Annotated in this window: 17 protein-coding genes; 2 read left to right on the top strand and 15 right to left on the bottom strand. The window is 71.9% G+C overall.

Annotated features, from left to right (window positions below; translation table 11 throughout):
- Positions 1–44: 44 nt before the first annotated feature.
- Positions 45–719 (bottom strand): alpha/beta hydrolase, encoded by a 675-nt coding sequence (locus tag BA062_RS21280; protein ID WP_110339688.1) that lies wholly within the window; start codon positions 717–719, stop codon positions 45–47.
- A gap of 32 nt (positions 720–751) precedes the next feature.
- The gene (locus tag BA062_RS21275; RefSeq protein WP_110339421.1) at positions 752–2,620 is read right to left on the bottom strand and encodes an ABC transporter ATP-binding protein; all 1,869 of its coding nucleotides are present in this window, start codon (positions 2,618–2,620) and stop codon (positions 752–754) included.
- A 172-nt stretch (positions 2,621–2,792) separates the two neighbouring features.
- Here BA062_RS21275 and BA062_RS21270 point away from each other — a divergent pair, with 172 nt between their 5' ends.
- Positions 2,793–4,115, top strand: coding sequence for a glycosyltransferase 87 family protein (locus tag BA062_RS21270; RefSeq protein ID WP_110339419.1), 1,323 nt, complete (start codon positions 2,793–2,795; stop codon positions 4,113–4,115).
- On the opposite strand, the gene BA062_RS21265 is transcribed toward BA062_RS21270, so the two are convergent.
- The 6 genes from BA062_RS21265 to BA062_RS40555 all read right to left on the bottom strand — a co-directional run bounded on the left by BA062_RS21265 (position 4,102) and on the right by BA062_RS40555 (position 10,434).
- Positions 4,102–4,311: a helix-turn-helix domain-containing protein gene (locus tag BA062_RS21265; RefSeq protein ID WP_110339417.1), complete on the bottom strand. Its 210-nt coding sequence runs from the start codon at positions 4,309–4,311 to the stop codon at positions 4,102–4,104. The genes BA062_RS21270 and BA062_RS21265 overlap by 14 nt on opposite strands.
- Positions 4,312–4,502: 191 nt before the next feature.
- Complete coding sequence (locus BA062_RS21260; protein ID WP_110339415.1) at positions 4,503–6,131, bottom strand: ABC-F family ATP-binding cassette domain-containing protein; 1,629 nt, start codon at positions 6,129–6,131, stop codon at positions 4,503–4,505.
- Between the two features lie 137 nt (positions 6,132–6,268).
- Positions 6,269–6,928, bottom strand: a complete 660-nt coding sequence (locus BA062_RS21255) for an acVLRF1 family peptidyl-tRNA hydrolase (RefSeq protein WP_110339413.1) — start codon at positions 6,926–6,928, stop codon at positions 6,269–6,271.
- Complete coding sequence (locus BA062_RS21250) at positions 6,925–8,490, bottom strand: deoxyguanosinetriphosphate triphosphohydrolase family protein (RefSeq protein WP_110339686.1); 1,566 nt, start codon at positions 8,488–8,490, stop codon at positions 6,925–6,927. The genes BA062_RS21255 and BA062_RS21250 overlap by 4 nt, the downstream gene beginning before the upstream one ends.
- Before the next feature lie 21 nt (positions 8,491–8,511).
- A complete protein-coding gene (locus tag BA062_RS21245; protein WP_210406943.1) occupies positions 8,512–9,189 on the bottom strand; it encodes a response regulator transcription factor in 678 nt (225 codons plus the stop codon).
- Positions 9,190–10,434, bottom strand: coding sequence for a sensor histidine kinase (locus BA062_RS40555; protein WP_245959928.1), 1,245 nt, complete (start codon positions 10,432–10,434; stop codon positions 9,190–9,192). It abuts the gene before it with no gap.
- Positions 10,435–10,551: 117 nt separating this feature from the next.
- On the opposite strand from BA062_RS40555, the gene BA062_RS40550 reads away from it, so the two are divergent.
- Entirely contained in the window at positions 10,552–11,769 is a 1,218-nt protein-coding gene (locus BA062_RS40550; protein ID WP_110339411.1) for a sensor histidine kinase, read from the top strand.
- A 260-nt stretch (positions 11,770–12,029) separates the two neighbouring features.
- Here the strand turns inward: BA062_RS40550 and BA062_RS21230 are convergent, their stop codons facing one another.
- Genes BA062_RS21230 through BA062_RS21200 form a run of 7 tightly spaced genes read right to left on the bottom strand, consistent with a single transcriptional unit; the run spans position 12,030 to position 18,369 of the window.
- Positions 12,030–12,422: a metal-sulfur cluster assembly factor gene (locus BA062_RS21230; protein ID WP_110339409.1), complete on the bottom strand. Its 393-nt coding sequence runs from the start codon at positions 12,420–12,422 to the stop codon at positions 12,030–12,032.
- Complete coding sequence (gene sufU / locus BA062_RS21225; protein ID WP_110339407.1) at positions 12,419–12,865, bottom strand: Fe-S cluster assembly sulfur transfer protein SufU; 447 nt, start codon at positions 12,863–12,865, stop codon at positions 12,419–12,421. The genes BA062_RS21230 and sufU overlap by 4 nt, the downstream gene beginning before the upstream one ends.
- Positions 12,866–14,152, bottom strand: a complete 1,287-nt coding sequence (locus tag BA062_RS21220) for a cysteine desulfurase (protein ID WP_110339405.1) — start codon at positions 14,150–14,152, stop codon at positions 12,866–12,868. It abuts the gene before it with no gap.
- 40 nt (positions 14,153–14,192) lie between these two features.
- The gene (gene sufC / locus BA062_RS21215) at positions 14,193–14,963 is read right to left on the bottom strand and encodes a Fe-S cluster assembly ATPase SufC (RefSeq protein ID WP_110339403.1); all 771 of its coding nucleotides are present in this window, start codon (positions 14,961–14,963) and stop codon (positions 14,193–14,195) included.
- A 34-nt stretch (positions 14,964–14,997) separates the two neighbouring features.
- Entirely contained in the window at positions 14,998–16,170 is a 1,173-nt protein-coding gene (gene sufD, locus BA062_RS21210; RefSeq protein WP_110339401.1) for a Fe-S cluster assembly protein SufD, read from the bottom strand.
- Position 16,171: 1 nt separating this feature from the next.
- The gene (gene sufB, locus BA062_RS21205; RefSeq protein WP_110339398.1) at positions 16,172–17,620 is read right to left on the bottom strand and encodes a Fe-S cluster assembly protein SufB; all 1,449 of its coding nucleotides are present in this window, start codon (positions 17,618–17,620) and stop codon (positions 16,172–16,174) included.
- Positions 17,617–18,369 carry a helix-turn-helix transcriptional regulator gene (locus BA062_RS21200; RefSeq protein WP_168214045.1) on the bottom strand — a complete coding sequence of 251 codons (753 nt, stop codon included), beginning with the start codon at positions 18,367–18,369 and terminating at the stop codon, positions 17,617–17,619. The genes sufB and BA062_RS21200 overlap by 4 nt, the downstream gene beginning before the upstream one ends.
- Positions 18,370–18,457: the final 88 nt, after the last annotated feature.

Here is an 18,457-nt window from a genome sequence, read left to right as displayed (position 1 = left end):
TCATGGACGCACGGTCCCCCGGTCGGGTTGTGTACGACACGCCGCTACAGGCGGATGCGCAGGCGCGTCTCCGCGGGCCGGTCCCAGTCCGGGGCGGGCAGGCCGTCCCGCTCCGGGAAACCCAGCACGTCGGCGGCGAAGCCCACCACCAGCCGCCGCCACAGCGCGGGCCTCTGCACCATCGCGTGGCCTTCCTCGGCCACCTCGAAGCGGGCGAGCCGGTCCGCGGCCTCCTGGGCACGTTTGGCGTAGGCGTACGACGCCTCCGGGCTGGTCACGGCGTCGCGCGTGCCGTGCGCGAGCACCACGGTGCGGCCGCGCACCGGGTCCACCGGTTCGCCCTCGGGGGTCCACGGCGCGAGCGCGCACACCCCGGTCACGGCCGGGTCGTCGGCGACGCGCAGGGCCACCCGGCCGCCCATCGAGTGACCCACCAGGACCACCGGCAGGCCGGGGCTCTCGGCGTGCACCCGCTCCAGCGCCCAGCGGGCGTCCCGCACCGGGTCCAGGGCGGGCGCGTTCCACCCGCGCACGCGGTTGCGCAGTAGCCGCACCTCCAGCCCGTGCCGCGCGCCCGCGGCGCGCAGAGCGCGGGCGAAAGGCACCATCCGCAGGTAGGCGAGCCGCCACGGCCGGACAACGTCGGCGCCGTGCTCGGCCCCGCCGTGCAGCACGAGCGCCACCGCGCGGGCGGGAACCGGCGAGCGCCGGACGACCATCGCCGGTTCGTCGTCGATCACCCACGACCTCCTCACGCCGCTGTGGGCGTCTCCTCCCGGAACTGCGTGTGGTACAGCTCCGCGTAGCGTCCTCCGGCGGCGAGCAGCTGCTCGTGGGTGCCCTGCTCGACGACCCGGCCCGCCTCCACCACCATGATGCGGTCCGCGGCCCGGATGGTGGACAGCCGGTGGGCGATCACGATCGCGGTGCGCCCGTCGAGCGCGTCGCTGAGCGCCTCGCCGACCGCGGCCTCGGACTCCGAGTCGAGGTGCGCGGTCGCCTCGTCGAGCACCACGACCCTCGGCTGCGCGAGCAGCAGCCGCGCGATCGTGAGCCGCTGGCGCTCCCCGCCGGAGAGCCGGTAGCCGCGCTCGCCGATGATCGTGTCGAGCCCGTCCGGCAGCGAGCGCACCAGCTCGGCCAGCCGCGCGCGGTCGAGCGCATGCCAGATCTCGGCGTCGGAGGCGTCCGGGGCCGCGTAGGCGAGGTTGGCCCGGATGGTGTCGTGGAAAAGGTGCCCGTCCTGGGTCACCACGCCCACCGCCTCGCGCAGCGATGCGAACGTGAGGTCCCGGACGTCCACACCGGACAGCCGCACCGAGCCGGAGTCGGCGTCGTAGAGCCGGGGCACCAGCGACGCGATGGTGGACTTGCCCGCGCCGGACGAGCCCACCAGGGCCACCATCTCCCCTGGCTCCGCCCGCAAGCTCACGCCGTGCAGGACCTCGTCGCCGCCCCGGTTGTCCAGTGTGGACACGTCTTCCAGCGAGGCCAGCGAGTAGCGGTCGGCGGACGGGTAGGCGAAGCGCACGTCGTCGAGCTCCACCGAGACACCGCCGGAGGGGACCTTCCGCGCGTCCGGCCTCTCCTTGATCATCGGGTCGAGGTCGAGGACCTCGAAGACGCGCTCGAACGACACGAGCGCGGTCATCACGTCCACCCGCACGTTGGCCAGCGCGGTCAGCGGCGAGTACAGCCTGGTCAGCAGCAGGGCCAGCGCGACCACGGTGCCGGGAGCGAGGTCGCCGCGCAGCGCGAGCCAGCCGCCGAGGCCGTAGACCAGCGCCTGCGCCAGCGCCGAGACCAGCGTGAGACTCGTCATGAACCAGCGCGTGAGCATCGCGGTGCGCACGCCGATGTCGCGCACGCGGCCGGCCCGCGCACCGAACTCGGCGGCCTCCGCGTGCGGCCTGCCGAACAGCTTCACGAGCGTGGCCCCCGGCGCCGAGAACCGCTCCGTCATCTGCGTGGTCATGGAGGCGTTCAGCTCGGCCGACTCGCGCTGCAGGTCGGCCATCCGCCTGCCGATCCGCCGCGCCGGGAGCACGAACACCGGCAGCAACACCAGCGCCAGCAGCGTCACCTGCCAGGACAGCGTCACCATCACGGCCAGCGACAGCACGAGCTGGATCACGTTGGTGACCAGGCCGGACAACGTCGCCGTGAAGGTGCGCTGCGCCCCGATGACGTCGTTGTTCAGCCTGCTCACCAGCGCGCCCGTGCGCGTGCGGGTGAAGAACGCGATCGGCATGCGCTGGACGTGCTCGAACACGGCCCGGCGCAGGTCGAAGATCAGCCCCTCACCGATGTGCGCCGACTGCCAGCGCTCGGCGAGCCCGAGCCCGGCGTCGGCGATGGCGAGCGCGGCGATCGCGAGGGCCAGCCAGATCACCGTGGCCGCCGCTCCCCCGCCGACGATCTCGTCCACCACGCGGCCGGCGAGCAGCGGGGTGCTCACGGCGAGCACCGCGGAGACCACGGTGAGTGCGAGGAAGACCCCCAGCCGGGCCCAGTGCGGGCGGGCGAAGCGCGCGACCCTGCGCACGGTCCCCCTGCGCAGCCCCTTCGGCGCGTCCGCCGATCTCATCGCCCCGCTCAGCAACGTCCACGTGTTGTCCATGTCCCGCAGCCCCTCCCCGCTCGCCCCCGAGCGCGCAATACCTCGACAATAGTCGAGATCTTGATCCGATATGTCCTGGACAACACCGGGCTCCGCGCGATGCTTCCCGGATCCGCGCACCAATTCTGCCCGCGAGGTCCGACAGTTTCCGCGCATCGCCTAACCTGCTGCCATGGGGAGTCGCCGGGTTCAGCAGTGGGTGCGGCACAGCTGGGACGAGCGGCCCCTGCGGCTGGACCTCGTCTTCTACCTCGTCGCCGCGGGCTACGCCGTCGCGCTCGCGCTGACCGACAAGCACTACGGCTTCCGGATCTGGGCGAACTTCGCCATCGCAGGCTACGCGCTCGCACTCGCGCACACGTGCTGGCTGCGGTTCACGCCGGGCCGCGAGGGCGGCCGCCTGCGGTCGCGCTGGGTCGGCGTCGGCGCCGTCGCGGTGGTGGGCATGCTCGCGCCGCTGGTGTTCCTGCTCGTGCGCAGGCTCACCGGCACCGACTGGCTCGACACCCCGTGGTCGTGGAGCGCGCAGCCGGAGGTGTGGGTCATCGAGCGGTCGGCGAGCCTGCTGCTCGAGGGCGGCACGCCCTACGCCGACGTCACCGCGCTCGGCCGTCCGCCCGTGGTGAACGACTACACCCCGTACGGCCCCGTGATGACCGTGTTCGGTCTGCCGAGGGCCCTCGCGGGCGGCACGCCGGTCACCGACGTGCTGACGGACGCGCGCCTCTACTTCGCCCTCACGGCGGTGCTGTGCGCGTGGGGCGCGTGGCGGCTGCTGGGCAGGCCGAGGATCCCGGTCCGCGCGGCACAGCTCGTCGCGGTGTTCCCGCTCACCGCGCTGACCTTCGCGACGGCAGGCCCCGATCTCGCGATCGTCGGGCTGCTCGTGCTGGGTGCCGCGCTGGCCGCGACGGACCGGCCGGCGTCCTCGGCCACCGTTCTGGCGCTCGTCACGAGCGCGAAGCTCATCGTGCTGCCTGCCGCGGTGGTGCTCGGGGTGCTCGTGCTCGCGCGGCTCGGCCGTCGCGCGCTGGCCCGCTTCGTGCTGGTGCTGCTCGCCGTGTGCGCGGTGGTGAACGTGCCGGTGTACCTCGTGCGTCCGCACGCGTTCGCCGAGCACGTGATCCGGTTCCCGGCCGGGCTCGGAGCGGTCACCTCACCCGCCGCGAGCCCGCTGCCGGGGCACCTCATCGCCGGGACCGGCCCGGTCGGCAAGGTGCTCGCGTTCGTGCTGCTGGCCGCCGCGGCACTGGCGATCCTGTGGTGGCTCGTCCGGCGACCGCCCGTCGCCGGTGCGGATGCACTGCTTCGCATCGCGGTCGGCCTGGGCACCTTCACGATGCTCACGCCGGCCACCCGATTCGGTTATCTGGTGTATCCGGTTGTCCTGCTTGGCGCGATGTTGTGCTTCCCGAGCCGGGAATCGGCCTCCCGCGTCGCCGCGACACCGGGCTCAGGCACCACGCCGGAGTCGGCTCCCCTTACTTCTTCTTGACGCGAGTGGCGCCGCCGCGACCGCGGAGCTGCACACCGGATTCCGAGAGGACCCGGTGTACGAAACCGTAGGAACGTCCGGTTGACTCCGCCAGCGAGCGAATGCTCGCCCCCTTCTCGTATTTCTTCTTCAGGTCGGCGGCCAACTTGTCGCGTGTGTTTCCGGTGATCCGCGCACCCTTCTTCAGGTCTGCCACGTCGATCCACCTTCCGCCCGTATGGTGTTTCGGGCCACATTCGACCCCTGCCGCCGCAATGATCGAACACTGAGCGGCGGAATGCCAGACGACGGGCCAAAAACCTTCCGAAACCGCGAAGATATTGGGCCGATTCGGTGTTTGCCGAACATCAACTAACGACTTGGCCACCTATTTGGCATCGAGCCAACTCACGCGAGCTGCACGAGTTCCAGATAATCGGCCGACCAGTGGTCCTCCGTGCCGTCCGGCAACAGGATCACGCGTTCGGGTTCCAGCGCCTCCACGGCCCCCGGGTCGTGCGTCACGAGCACCACCGCGCCCGTGTAGCTCCGCAGCGCGTCGAGCACCTGCTCGCGGCTCGCCGGGTCGAGGTTGTTGGTGGGTTCGTCGAGCAGCAGCACGTTCGCCGCGCTCGACACCAGCCCGGCCAGCGCCAGCCGGGTCTTCTCACCACCCGACAGGGTGCCCGCGGGCTGGTCGAGCTGCTCGCCGGAGAACAGGAACGAGCCGAGCAGGTTCCGCAGCTCCTGCGCCCCCGTGTCGGGCGCGAGGTGCCGGGTGTTCTCCCACACCGTCGCATCGTGGTCGAGCGTCTCGTGCTCCTGTGCGTAGTAGCCGAGCCGCAGCCCGTGGCCCGCGACGACCTCGCCGGTGTCGGGCGCCTCCATCCCGCCGAGCAGGCGCAGCAGGGTGGTCTTGCCCGCGCCGTTGAGGCCGAGCACGACCACCTTCGAGCCGCGGTCGATCGCGAGGTCCACTCCGGTGAAGATCTCCAGCGACCCGTACGACTTCGACAGGCCCTCGGCGGTGAGCGGGGTCCTGCCGCACGGGGCCGGCGCGGGGAACTTGATCCGCGCGACCTTGTCGGCCTGCCGCTCGTCGTCCAGGTTCGCGAGCATCTGCTCGGCCCGGCGCGCCATGTTCTTCGCCGCGACGGCCTTGGTGGCCTTGGCACCCAGCTTGGCGGCCTGCTGCTGCAGCGCGGCGGCCTTCTTCTCGGCGTTGGCCCGCTCGCGGCGGCGGCGCTTCTCGTCGGTGGCGCGCGCCTCGAGGTACCGCTTCCAGTTCATGTTGTAGTTGTCGAGCTCCCCGCGCGTCGCGTCGAGGAACCACACCTTGTTGACGACCTCGTCGAGCAGCTCGACGTCGTGGCTGATCACCACGAGCCCGCCGTCGTGGGACTTGAGGAAGCCGCGCAGCCAGCTGATCGAGTCGGCGTCGAGGTGGTTGGTCGGCTCGTCGAGCAGCAGGATGGTGCCCGATTTGCCCCCCGCGCCCGCCTCCGAGGCGGCGAACAGGATGCGGGCCAGCTCCACGCGCCTGCGCTGACCGCCCGAGAGCGTCCGCAGGGGCTGCCCGAGCACGCGCTCCTCCAGGCCGAGGTTCGCGCAGATCCGCGCGGCCTCGCTCTCGGCCGCGTACCCGCCGAGCGCGGCGAACCGCTCCTCGAGCCTGCCGTAGCGGCGCACCGCCTTGTCCCGCTCGTTGTCGTCGACGAGCTCCGACATGGCGGTCTGCGCCTTCTCCATGTCCCGCACGAGCGTGTCGAGGCCCCGCGCGGAGAGCACGCGGTCCTTCGCGGTGACCGACAGATCGCCCTCGCGCGGGTCCTGCGGCAGGTAGCCGAGCTCGGCGCCGTGCTGGACGGCTCCCGCGTAGGGCTCACCCTCACCGGCGAGGACCTTGAGGGTCGTGGTCTTGCCCGCGCCGTTGCGGCCGACGAGACCGATGCGGTCGCCGGGCTGGATGCGCAGGGTGGTGTCGGCGAGGAGCACGCGCGAACCCGCGCGCAGTTCGAGGCCGGTGGCCGTGATCAAGGGACTCTCCGTGACGTGGAAGCGGAACTGGACAGCATGCGATACCCGCGCAGGGCGGAACGGCTACTCCAGGCGAACGACCACGACTCCCAGTGTACGGACCGCCGTCCAGCGGTTTTCCCCGGCGGTGACCGGACTCACCGCAGGACGATCTCCACAGCGAGCGCCCGCACCGCCGCGTCGTCCAGCACCGAGCGGCGCGGCTCGCCGAGGTCGAGCACGCGCGGCACGGCCAGCGCGAACAGCGGCTCCAGCCTGCGGTCGGCCCGCAGCTCGTCGAGCGCCCTGCGGTCCCCGCCGAGCACCACCGCGTCCAATTCGGACAACCTGGGCAGCAGCACCGCCGCGGCGTCGTCGGCCGCGGAGCGCAGCGCCTGCCGCGCCTGGCCCTCGCGGCGGCGGGCGAACCGCTGCTGCGACCAACCGCCCGCGGCGCTGCGGCCGTGCACGAGATGCCGGTCGGTGCGCGACACGAGCACCGTGCCCCGCTCGGCGACGCCCACGCTGTGCCCGCCGAGGCGCACGAGCAGCAGCCCCAGACGCCGGGGCGCGCGCACGTGCTCGACGAGCGGCTCCACCGCGAGCCCCTCCCGCTCGCCCTCGGCGGGCAGCGGCGGGAACGGCACCGCCACGGTCGCGGTGGTGCCGTTCCCGCCGGTCACCACCACCTCCGCGGGACCGAGCCGGGTGCTCACCACGCCGTCGTTGCGGGCGGCGAAGCGCTCGAACCACCCGGCGAGCCGTGCGGGCTCCACCTCGACGGCCCTGCCGCCGCCCCGCACCTGCCGCGCGCTCACAGGACGAACGATTCCGACCACGGCTGCGTGGCGTGCCCCGAGATCGCGTCGAGCATGCTCGCGGCCTGCCGGTCGGTCAGCGACGCCACGAAATCGACCACCGCCCGGCCGCGCGCGAGGGCCCGCACCGCGTCGGTGCCGCGCACGGGCTCGCCGGTCGCGCCGACGAGCAGTTGCGGCGAGCGTTCGGCCAGCGCCGTGTACTCCAGGTGGGCGAGCGCGACCAGGTCGTGCAGCCTGCGCGGCAGGCGGCGCGCCTCGTCGCGGTCGGTGAGCCACGCGTCGAGCGCGTCGACCAGGTTGGTGATCATGCTGGCCTGCCCGCGCTGGTGCAGCGCCAGATCGGGCCGCTGGAGCACGAACCGGCGGTGCACGAACTTCAGCACCTGCACCTCGTGCCACTGTGCCGGCCGCAGGGTCACGTGCCCCGTGCGGGTGGGCGGCGACGGGGTGACGAGCACGCCGTCCACGAGCCGGGCGGTCCAGCGCGCGGAGAACGTCGCCATCGCCTGCTCGGCCTCGATCGAGCCATCGAACGGGATCGCCAGCAGATCGTCCACCAGCTCGCCCCGCACCCGCGCCACGGCGTGCGCGAACGCGTCGTCGTCGACCACCCACGCGTCCTTGGCGTGCATCCGGCGGCGCAGGTACTCCAGCGAACGGCCGGGGTTGCGGTGCTCGTCGCGCAGCGCGGCCGACGGCAGTCCGGCCAGCTCGCCGGCGCGCGAGAGCCACTGGCCCAGCTCGGTAGCGACGGCGGCGTGCTGGAGCACGCCGATGCGGTGGAAGTCCTGGATGTCGTGGATGGCGTAGGCGATGTCGTCGGCGAGGTCCATCACCGAGGCCTCCACCGTCTGCTGCCAGCGCTCCACCCGCCCCGCGAACGGCGCGCGCGAGTGCTCCAGGTCCTCCAGCTCCGTGGAGTACGCGGAGAACTTCGCCGAGCCGGTGCCCGGCGCGTCGTCCGGCTCGGCCGCGCCCCTCGGCGGAACGGCGAGGTCGGCGGGGTGCGGGTCCGGGTAGTGCAGGCGTGCCCACGGGTACTTCAGCAGCGCGGCGCGCACGGCGGCCGTCAGGTTCAGCCCCTGCGGCGTGGGCCCGCCGACCTCGGTCTTGGTGACGATGCGGAACGTCTGCGCGTTGCCCTCGAACCCGTCGGGCAGGCCGTAGCGGTGCCGCGCCACGCGGTCGAGCACCTGCTCGCCGAGGTGACCGAACGGCGGGTGCCCGAGGTCGTGGCCCAGTGCCGCGGCCTCGGCGACGTCGGGGTCGCAGCCGCCCAGCTTGGCGACGATCTCACCCGTGTCGCCCTGCGCGGTGATGCGCTCGGCGATCGCCCGCGCGACCTGCGCGACCTTGAGGCTGTGGGTGAGCCGGTTGTGCAGCAGCCCCGACCCGCCCGCGCTCACGACCTGCGTGACGCCCCCGAGGCGGGCGAAGAACGGCGACGCGGCGATCCGGTCCCGGTCGAGCCGGAACGGGCTGCTGATCAGGTCGGCGAACCCGCCCGCCTCGGCTGGCTCGTCCCTGCGCCGTGCTCGGGGATCCGGCTCTGCTTCCATGCGCATAACCGTACGGGAGGATCAAGACCGGCCCGCGCCCTCGCTCGGCGACACGAACCCGGACTCGTAGGCCTCGATCACGGCCTGCGTGCGGTCGCGGGCGCCGAGCTTGGCGAGCACGTTGCCGACGTGGGTCTTGACGGTCTGCAGACCGAGGAACAACCGCTCCGCGATCTCCACATTGGACAAACCGGACGCCATGAGCCGCAGCACCTCCGACTCGCGCTCGGTGAGCCCGGCCCCGCGCAGCCCGTCCCGGCCCGCCCGGCCGGAGTGCCGCGCCGCGAGCCTGCGGATCGCCGCGGGGAACAACAGGGAGTCACCGCCCACGACCGTGCGCACCGCCGACACGATCTCCTCCGGCCGCGCGCGCTTGAGCAGGAACCCGCTCGCCCCGGCCCGCAGCGCGTCGTAGACGTAGTCGTCGTTCTCGAACGTCGTCACCACCACGATCTTCGGCGGACGGTCCGTTGTGGACAGCAGGTGCTCGGTCGCCCTGATCCCGTCCACCGAGGGCATGCGCACGTCCATCAGCACGACGTCGGGCCGGTGGCGCGCCACCAGCCCCGGCACCTCCGCGCCGTCGGCGGCCTCGCCGACCACCGCCAGGTCCGGCTCCGACTCCAGGATGGCCCGCAGGCCGGTGCGCACGAGCTGCTCGTCGTCCACGAGCAGCACCCCGATGCGGTTGCCGTCCACTCACTCGCCCCCTCGCACGCCGGAAGGCAGCCACACGGCGACCTCCCAGTCTCCGTCCTGTCTCCCGGCGCGCAACCGCCCGCCGAGCACGTCGACCCGCTCCGCGATGCCGCGCAGCCCGCTCCCGCCGCCCGCGCGCCCGTACCCGCGCCCGTCGTCGACGGGATTGCGCACGGTGAGCGCAAGCCCGCCGTCTGCCTCGGCCACGCGCAGCGTGACCGGCACCTTGCCCGCGTGCCGCAGCACGTTCGTGAGGCACTCCTGCAGGATCCGGTACGCCTCGCGCGACACCACCGGTGCGACGGCGGCGGCCCCGGTGCTCACGTCGCTGTCCACCTCGACCCCCGCCGCCCGCGTCGCCGACAGCAGCGCGGGCAGCTCGGAGAGCCCGGCCTGCGGCGCCCGGCCCGCGCGCTCCTCGCGCAGCAGGCCGAGCACGTGGTCCAGATCGTCGAGCGCGGCGCGGGCGGAATCCCCGATCGCGTCCAGCGCCCGCTCGGCGGCGTCCGGATCCCGGCGCAGCGTGCGCCGCGCCGCCCCGGCCTGCAGCGACACGACGCTGAGGGCGTGCCCCACGGAGTCGTGCAGCTCGCGGGCCAGCCGGTTGCGCTCGGCCAGCCGCCCGGCGCGCCGTTCGAGCAGGGCGATGCGCTCCGCGGCGGACGGGCCGAGCCACGCCACGGCCGCGCGCGTGAGCAGCGCGCCCGCGCCCGCGACGGCGTGGAACAGCAGCAGCGTCACCAGCAGGAAGGCGGCGGGCAACCACGCACTCGCCCAGCCGCGGGGCACCGGGAACGGCCCGCCTGTGCCCGCCCCGAAGCTTCCCGTGAACGGCGCCGCGAACGCGAGGCCCAGGAACGCGGGCAACATCAGGCTCGCCAGGCTGACCAGCGCGCCCAGCAGCACGTGCGCCACGAACATGGCGCCCGCGCGGACGCGGACCCTGCCGCTCACGGGCCCGGAGGCGGCCTCCGGCACCGGGTCGTCCAGCAGTTCGCGGATGGCGGCCAGCTCCAGTGCGCGCACCGGCGGCAACAGCGACGTCGCGGCGAGCACCACCAGCGCCCCGATCCCGCCAAGGAGGAACGCGCTCGCCAGGTCGTCGGTCGACAACGGCAGGACCGAGGGCACCACCACCGCCCCGAACAGCACATACGGAGCCGACAACGCACCGCCGAGAACCAGGAACACCAACCGGCGGTACGTCGAGCGGCTCGTCACCGGGCCGAGGATCCGCCGTATCACCCGGCGATCCTCGCAAAAGCTGAGAGAACGCGCCTCCCTCCTCAGCGGGAGATCCACAACACCGCCCCCGGCGGTTAGCCTGGGCCCGCCGCCCACCGAGAAACCGGGACCCACCGAATGCTCGCCTCGCTCATCGAACGACTCTTCGACCGCAAGCTCACCCCGGTGCGGGTCTCGCTGCTGGCCGCGATCGCCGTGGGCTACCTGCTGCTGCTCGCCCCACCGGCCGAGCTTCCGGACCCGGCGGGCTGGGCGCTGCTGTCCGGCGCCCTCGCCGCGGCCTGGTTCTCGCCGCGCAGCCCGCTGGCCAGCGCGCTGACGCAGTCGGCGATGCTCGCCACCGGCGAGCTCCTCGGCATCGACAACATGATCCCGCTCAAGGTGCTGGCGAGCTTCGCACTGCTGGAGCTGGCCATGCGCCGGACCGGGTGGGCGCTGCCCGCCGCGGCCACGGCGCTGTCGGGCGTGTACTTCCTCATCGGGCTGACCAACCCGCTGCGTTCCCCGGCCGAGGTCGTGTTCCAGACGGCCGTCGTGGTGGTGGGTCCGCTCGTGCTGGGCGCCTACATCGGCGGCATGAACGTGCGCGCGAGGCAGGCGGAGGAGCGCGCGGCGGAGCAGGAACGCCTGCGCCGCACGGAGTCGCAGATGGTGCGCGTCGCCGAGCGGACCGCGATCGCGCGCGAGCTGCACGACCTCGTCGCCCACCACGTCGCGTCGATCGTGCTGCGGACGGGGGTGGCGCGGCATCTGCTCGGGGAGGGCGACGAGCAGATGCGGCAGGTCCTCGACGACGTCCACGCCACCGGTTCCGGCGCGCTCACGGACCTGCGGCGGCTCGTCGCCGTCCTGCGGGACCCCGAGGCGGCGGACACGGCGGGCGGCGACCTCGTGGATCCCGCGGAGCTGCCCGCGGCCGTCGCCGCGGTGGTCGACCGGGGCCGTCAGGTGGGGCTGCGCATCGACGCCACGGTGGACCCCGCGCTCGCCGGGCTCGACGCCGTGAAGGCGCTCGCCGTGCTGCGCCTGGTACAGGAAGGGCTGGCCAACGTCGCCAAGCACGCGGGCTCCTCCGCCCGCGTGTGGCTGACCGCCGAGCTCGCCGGCGACGGCGTGCGGCTCGACATCGCCGACGACGGCGACGGTGGCCCCTCCGGCACCGTTCCCGCGCAGCACTCTGGCCACGGTCTGATCGGAATGCGCGAGCGCGTGGAACTACTCGGCGGAACGCTACGCGCGGGACCCGAGGGCACCGGCTGGGCCCTGTCGGCGAGGCTCCCCGCCCCGCAACCCGACCCGGACCCGGAACCGAAGCCCGTGGCGAGCGTGCCCTGACCCGCGAGTCGTGCGCTCCCGGCCGCGAGTCGTACGCCCAGGACGCCGAGTTGTGCGTTCCCGACCCCGAGTTGTGCGTTCGAGACGCCGAGTCCCCCACTCCGGCTCACGAGTTGCCGGCTCGGGCGGTACCGAACGGGTAACTCGCGGTCAGGAACGGGGGACTCGCACGCTGGAGCGGGGGACTCGCGAACGGGAGTGCACGACTCGCGAGCGGGAACGCACGACTCGCGCGCCTGAGTGCACGACTCGCGGTGGCGTCAGACCGTGAAGCCCAGGGCTCGGAGTTGTTCGCGACCGTCCTCGGTGATCTTCTCCGGGCCCCACGGCGGCATCCACACCCAGTTGATGCGGAAGTCCTTCACCAGGCTGGGACCGGTGAGCACGGACGCGGTCTGGTCCTCGATCACGTCGGTCAGCGGGCACGCCGCGGACGTCAGCGTCATGTCGATGGTGGCCGTGTTGTCCGGCTCGACGCGGATGTCGTAGACGAGGCCGAGGTCGACGACGTTGATGCCGAGCTCGGGGTCGACCACGTCGCGCATGGCCTCCTCGATGTCCTCGATCCTGGCCACCTCGGCGGCGGAGGGCTGGGTCTGCTCCGGCAGATCCGCGGCGGTCCGGCCCTCGCGGTGTTCGGGCGTCTCGGTCATGCTTCCACCTCGTTCGACGTCCGGGCCAGTGCGTCCTTGAACGCCATCCAGCCGAGCAACGCGCACTTCACTCTCGCAGGGTACTTCGCGACACCGGCGAAGGCGACGCCGTCCTCGAGCACGTCCTCGTCCGGCTCGACGGTGCCGCGCCCCTGCATCAGCTCGACGAAAGCGTCCATCGTGGACAGTGCCTCGCCGACGGTGTGGCCGGTGACCAGATCGGTGAGCACCGACGTCGAGGCCTGGCTGATGGAACAGCCCTGCCCCTCGTAGGAGACGTCGGCGACCTTGCCGTCGGTCACCTTCAGCCGCAGCGTCACCTCGTCGCCGCAGGTCGGGTTGACCTGGAACGACTCGGCGTCGTACGGCTCCCGCAGGCCCCGCCCGTGCGGGTTCTTGTAGTGGTCCAGGATGATCTCCTGGTACATGCCCTCAAGGTTCACTTACGCCACCCCGAAGAAGCGCTGCGCCTCGCGGACACCGTTCACCAGTTCGTCCACTTCGGACAGCTCGTTGTAGAGGTAGAACGTGGCGCGGACCGTGGCGGGGATGCCGCACGAGCGGTGCAGCGGCCACGCGCAGTGGTGACCCACCCGCACCGCGATGCCCAGGCTGTCGAGCACCTGGCCTGCGTCGTGCGGGTGCACGCCGTCGACCACGAACGCCACCGTCGCGCCCCGGTCCACCGTGTCCGGCGGGCCGATGATCCGCACGCCGGGGATCTCCTTGAGCCCGTTCAGCGCCCGCTCAGCGAGCCGGTGCTCGTGGGCGGCGACCCGGTCCATGCCGATCGCGTTCAGGTAGTCGACCGCCGCGCCGAGCCCCACCGCCTGCGAGGTCATCGGCACGCCCGCCTCGAACTTCTGCGGCGGCGGCGCGAACGTGGAGCCCTCCATGCGCACCAGCTCGATCATGGAACCGCCCGTGAGGAACGGCGGCATCGCCTCGAGCAGCTCCCTGCGCCCGTAGAGCACGCCGATGCCCGACGGCGCGAGCATCTTGTGCCCCGAGAACACCGCGAAGTCCACGTCCAGCTCACGGAAGTTCACCGCGAAGTGCGGCACGGACTGGCACGCGTCCAGCAGCACCAGCGCACCGACCTCGCGTGCCTTGCGCACCAGCGTCCCGACCGGGTTGACCGTACCGAGCACATTGGACTGGTGCGCGAAGGCGACGACCTTCGTGCGCTCGGTGATCAGCTCGTCGATGCCCGAGAGGTCGAGTCTGCCCTCCGCCGTGACGGGGAACCAGCGCAGCACCGCCCCGGTGCGCTGGCACAGCTGCTGCCACGGCACGAGGTTCGCGTGGTGCTCCATCTCGGTGACCACGATCTCGTCACCCGGGCCGACGACAAAGCGCTTCGCGTCGTCGCCCGCCGTGGCGGCGTTGCTCATCGCGTAGGCGACGAGGTTGATGGCCTCGGTGGCGTTCTTGGTGAACACGAGCTCGCCCGGCGTCGCGCCGACGAAGTCGGCGATCTTCGCGCGGGCGCCCTCGTAGGCGTCGGTCGCCTCCTCCGCGAGCTGGTGCGCGCCGCGGTGTACGGCGGCGTTCGACGTCTCCAGGAACCGCCGCTCCGCGTCGAGCACCGGCAGCGGCCGCTGCGACGTGGCCCCGGAGTCCAGGTACACCAGCGGTTTCCCGTCACGGACCGTGCGGGACAGGATCGGGAAGTCGGCGCGCACGGCGGCGACGTCCAAAGGCGTGGTGTTGGCCGTGGTGGTGGTCATCGCGCCAACTCCTCTCTGGGGCCAGTCGGGAACGTGAGGATCACACCTTGGCGGGCTCGGCCTTGCCGATGTACTTCACGTAGCCGTTCTCCTCCAGCTCGTCGGCGAGCTCCTTACCGCCCGACTCGACGACACGGCCACCGGCGAACACATGCACGAAGTCCGGGTGGATGTGCTTGAGGATCCGCGTGTAGTGCGTGATCAGCATGACGCCGACCTCGTTGCCGGCCTTGTACTCGTTGACCGCGTCCGACACCACGCGCAGCGCGTCGACGTCGAGGCCGGAGTCGGTCTCGTCGAGGATGGCGATCTTCGGCTTGAGCAGCGCCAGCTGCAGGATCTCGTGGCGCTTCTTCTCCCCGCCGGAGAAGCCCTCGTTGACGCTGCGCTCGGCGAACTCCGAGGAGATCTCGAGCTTGCCCATCTCCTCCTTGACCTCCTTGACCCAGTGCCGCAGCTTCGGGGCCTCGCCGCGCACCGCGGTGGCGGCGGAGCGGAGGAAGTTCGACATCGAGACGCCGGGCACCTCGACCGGGTACTGCATCGCGAGGAAGAGGCCCGCGCGGGCGCGCTCGTCGACGCTCATGTCGAGCACGTTCTCGCCGTCCAGCAGCACCTCGCCGGAGGTCACCTCGTACTTCGGGTGGCCGGCGATCGCGTACGACAGGGTCGACTTGCCGGAACCGTTCGGGCCCATGATCGCGTGGGTCTCGCCCGAGCGGATCGTCAGGTTGACGCCCTTGAGGATCTCCTTGTTGCCCTCGTCGGTCACGACCTCGGCGTGCAGATCCTTGATCTCCAGTGAGCTCATGCTTCTCGTTTTCTCTCGTCAGTTCGGGGGTGGGTCAGGCGCCGACGGCCTGCAACTCGGCTTCGATCGCGGCCTCGAGGCGCTCGCGCACCTCGGGAACGTCGATCTTCATCAGGATCTCGTGGAAGAACCCGCGCACGACCAGCCTGCGCGCCTGCTCCTCCGCGATCCCCCGCGACTGCAGGTAGAACAACTGCTCGTCGTCGAACCTTCCCGTCGCGCTCGCGTGACCGGCTCCGGCGATCTCACCGGTCTCGATCTCCAGGTTCGGCACCGAGTCGGCGCGGGCGCCCTCGGTGAGCACCAGGTTGCGGTTCAGCTCGAACGTCTCGGTGCCCTCGGCGGCCGCGCGGATGAGCACGTCGCCGATCCACACCGAGTGCGCGTCGGCGCCCTGCAGGGCGCCCTTGTAGAGCACGTTCGACTTGCAGTGCGGCACCGCGTGGTCCACGAAGAGCCGGTGCTCCTGGTGCTGGCCGGCGTCGGCGAAGTGCAGGCCGAGCATCTCGACGTCGCCGCCGGGGCCGGCGAACGTGGCCGTGGGGCTCACGCGCACCAGGTCGCCGCCCAGCGTCACGACGACATGCTTGAGCCGCGCGTCCCGGCCGAGCCGCAGGTGCTGCTCGGAGACGTGCACCGCGTCGTCGGCCCAGTCCTGCACGCTCAGCACGGTGAGCTGCGCGCCGTCGCCGATCACGAACTCCACGTTGTCGGCGTAGGTGCCGGAGCCCACGTGGTCGAGCACGATCGTGGCCTGCGCGAACGCCTCCGCGCGCACCTGGACGTGGCCGTAGGCGGTCTTGCCCTCGCCGGGGCCGGTCAGCCGGATCAGGCTCGGCTTGGAGGCCACCGTCTCCTTCGGCACCGTCACGAGCGTGGCGGACTCGAACTCCGAGTACGCCTGCGCCGCGATGCGGTCGCTGGGCACGCCGGCCTCGCCGAGGCGCTCGTCGTCGCGGGCGACGGTCTCGACGCGCACCTCGGGGGCGGCGTCGGCGTCGACCTTGACCTCGCCGGTGGCGGCCGCGGAGCCGTCGTGCAGGCCCCGCAGCCGCTTCATCGGCGTGAAGCGCCAGTTCTCCTCGCGGCCGCCGGGGACCTCGAAGGCCTCGACGTCGTAGGAGGCGAACCGCTCGGCGCGGGAGGCCGCAGGCACGGTCGCCTCCGCGGCCTCGGCCGTGCGCGCCGCGTCGTTCGTCACCGTCATGTCAGCCGACGGCTCCTTCCATCTGCAGTTCGATCAGGCGGTTCAGCTCGAGCGCGTACTCCATCGGGAGCTCCCTGGCGATCGGCTCGACGAACCCGCGCACCACCATCGCCATCGCCTCGTCCTCGGACAGGCCGCGCGACATGAGGTAGAACAGCTGGTCCTCGCTCACCTTGGACACCGTGGCCTCGTGGCCCATCGACACCTCGTCGTTGCGGATGTCCACGTAGGGGTAGGTGTCCGAGCGCGAGATGGTGTCCACCAGCAGCGCGTCGCAGACCACGCTCGAGCGCGAGTGGTGCGCCCGCTTGGCGACCTTGACCAGACCGCGGTAGGAGGTGCGGCCGCCGCCGCGCGCCACCGACTTCGACACGATCGTCGAGGACGTGTGCGGCGCGAGGTGCTCCATCTTGGCGCCCGCGTCCTGGTGCTGGCCCTCACCGGCGAACGCGACCGAGAGCACCTCGCCCTTCGCGTGCTCGCCCATGAGGAACACCGACGGGTACTTCATGGTCACCTTGGAGCCGATGTTGCCGTCGATCCACTCCATCGTCGCGCCCTCTTCGCACTTGGCGCGCTTGGTGACCAGGTTGTAGACGTTGTTCGACCAGTTCTGGATCGTCGTGTAGCGGCAGCGGCCGCCCTTCTTCACGATGATCTCGACGACCGCGGAGTGCAGCGAGTCGGACTGGTAGATCGGCGCGGTGCAGCCCTCGACGTAGTGCACGTAGGCGCCCTCGTCGACGATGATCAGGGTCCGCTCGAACTGGCCCATGTTCTCGGTGTTGATCCGGAAGTAGGCCTGCAGCGGGATGTCCACGTGCACGCCCGGCGGCACGTAGATGAAGGAGCCACCGGACCACACGGCGGTGTTCAGCGCGGAGAACTTGTTGTCACCGGCCGGGATCACGGAGCCGAAGTACTCCTTGAACAGCTCCGGGTGCTCCTTGAGCGCCGTGTCCGTGTCGAGGAACTGCACGCCCTGCTTCTCGAGGTCCTCGCGGATCTGGTGGTAGACCACCTCGGACTCGTACTGCGCGGCGACACCGGCGATGAGGCGCTGCTTCTCCGCCTCCGGGATGCCGAGCTTGTCGTACGTGTTCTTGATGTCCTCGGGCAGCTCGTCCCAGCTGGTGGCCTGCTTCTCCGTGGAGCGCACGAAGTACTTGATGTTGTCGAAGTCGATCCCCGACAGGTCCGCGCCCCAGTTGGGCATGGGCTTGCGCTCGAAGAGCTTGAGAGCCTTCAGGCGTGCTTCGCGCATCCACTCCGGCTCGGACTTCTTCTCGGAGATGTCGGTGACGACCTCCTCGTTGAGCCCGCGTCGGGCGCTCGCGCCCGCGGTGTCCGGGTCCGCCCAGCCGAACGCGTACTTGCCAAGGGACTCGATGGTCTCTTCCTGGCTCAGCGGCGTGGTGGTGGGATTGCGCTGCTCGGCAGCGGCAGTCATGCGGTGGTCCCTCCATTCGGAGATCGTGCTTCGTCACCCGGCGTGTCGGCGGGCACGTGCGTGGTGCACGCGGCGTCGCCGCGTGCGATCGTCGCCAGTCGCTGCACGTGCGTGCCGAGCAGCTTGGCGAATGCCTCCGTCTCGGCCTCGCACAGCTGCGGGAACTCGGCTGCGACGTGAGCGACGGGACAGTGGTGCTGGCAGAGCTGTTCGCCCGCGCCGACCTGCCGGGTCGACGCAGCGTAACCCTCCCTGGTCAACGCCGTTGCCAGGGCCTCCGCCCTGGACGCGGGCGCGGCCTCGCTGGTGACCGAGTCCCGGTACGGCTCGACGAGGGCCGCCACGCGGCTCTCGGCGAAGGCGCGCACCGCGTCGTCCCCCGCGTGCTCCGCGAGGAACCGGACGGCGGCGACCGCGAGGTCGTCGTAGGCGTGCCCGAACCGCGCCCTGCCCTGCTCGGTCAGCAGGAAGAGCTTGGCCGGGCGGCCCCGGCCCCTCGGCCCTCGCCGGGGGGCTTCCCTGGTCTCGGCCTCGGCGTCGGCCAGCAGCACGTCGAGGTGGCGACGCACCGCCGTCGGGCTGATGCCGAGCTGCTCGGCGACCGCCACCGCTGTCATCGGCCCCTGCTCCAGCAGCAGCCGGGCGACCTCGTTGCGGGTCCGGCCCTCGGCCGTCACCTGGACAGGCACACCGGTGGCAGCCGATGACTGGCCGCCATCGTGCTGGTCGAAGGTGTCCTGCTTTTTCACAACATAAGTGTGTCGTATTTCCCTGCGGGGAGCAAAGACCCGCGAAAATCGAGTGACCGGACTCACGTCCGGGGGCAGTCGATACGCT

The sequence above is a fragment of the Prauserella flavalba genome, from assembly GCF_003202235.1.
GTDB lineage: Bacteria > Actinomycetota > Actinomycetes > Mycobacteriales > Pseudonocardiaceae > Prauserella_A > Prauserella_A flavalba.
Note: the sequence above shows the minus strand (reverse complement) of the source record. Positions and strands in the feature narration are given on the sequence as shown.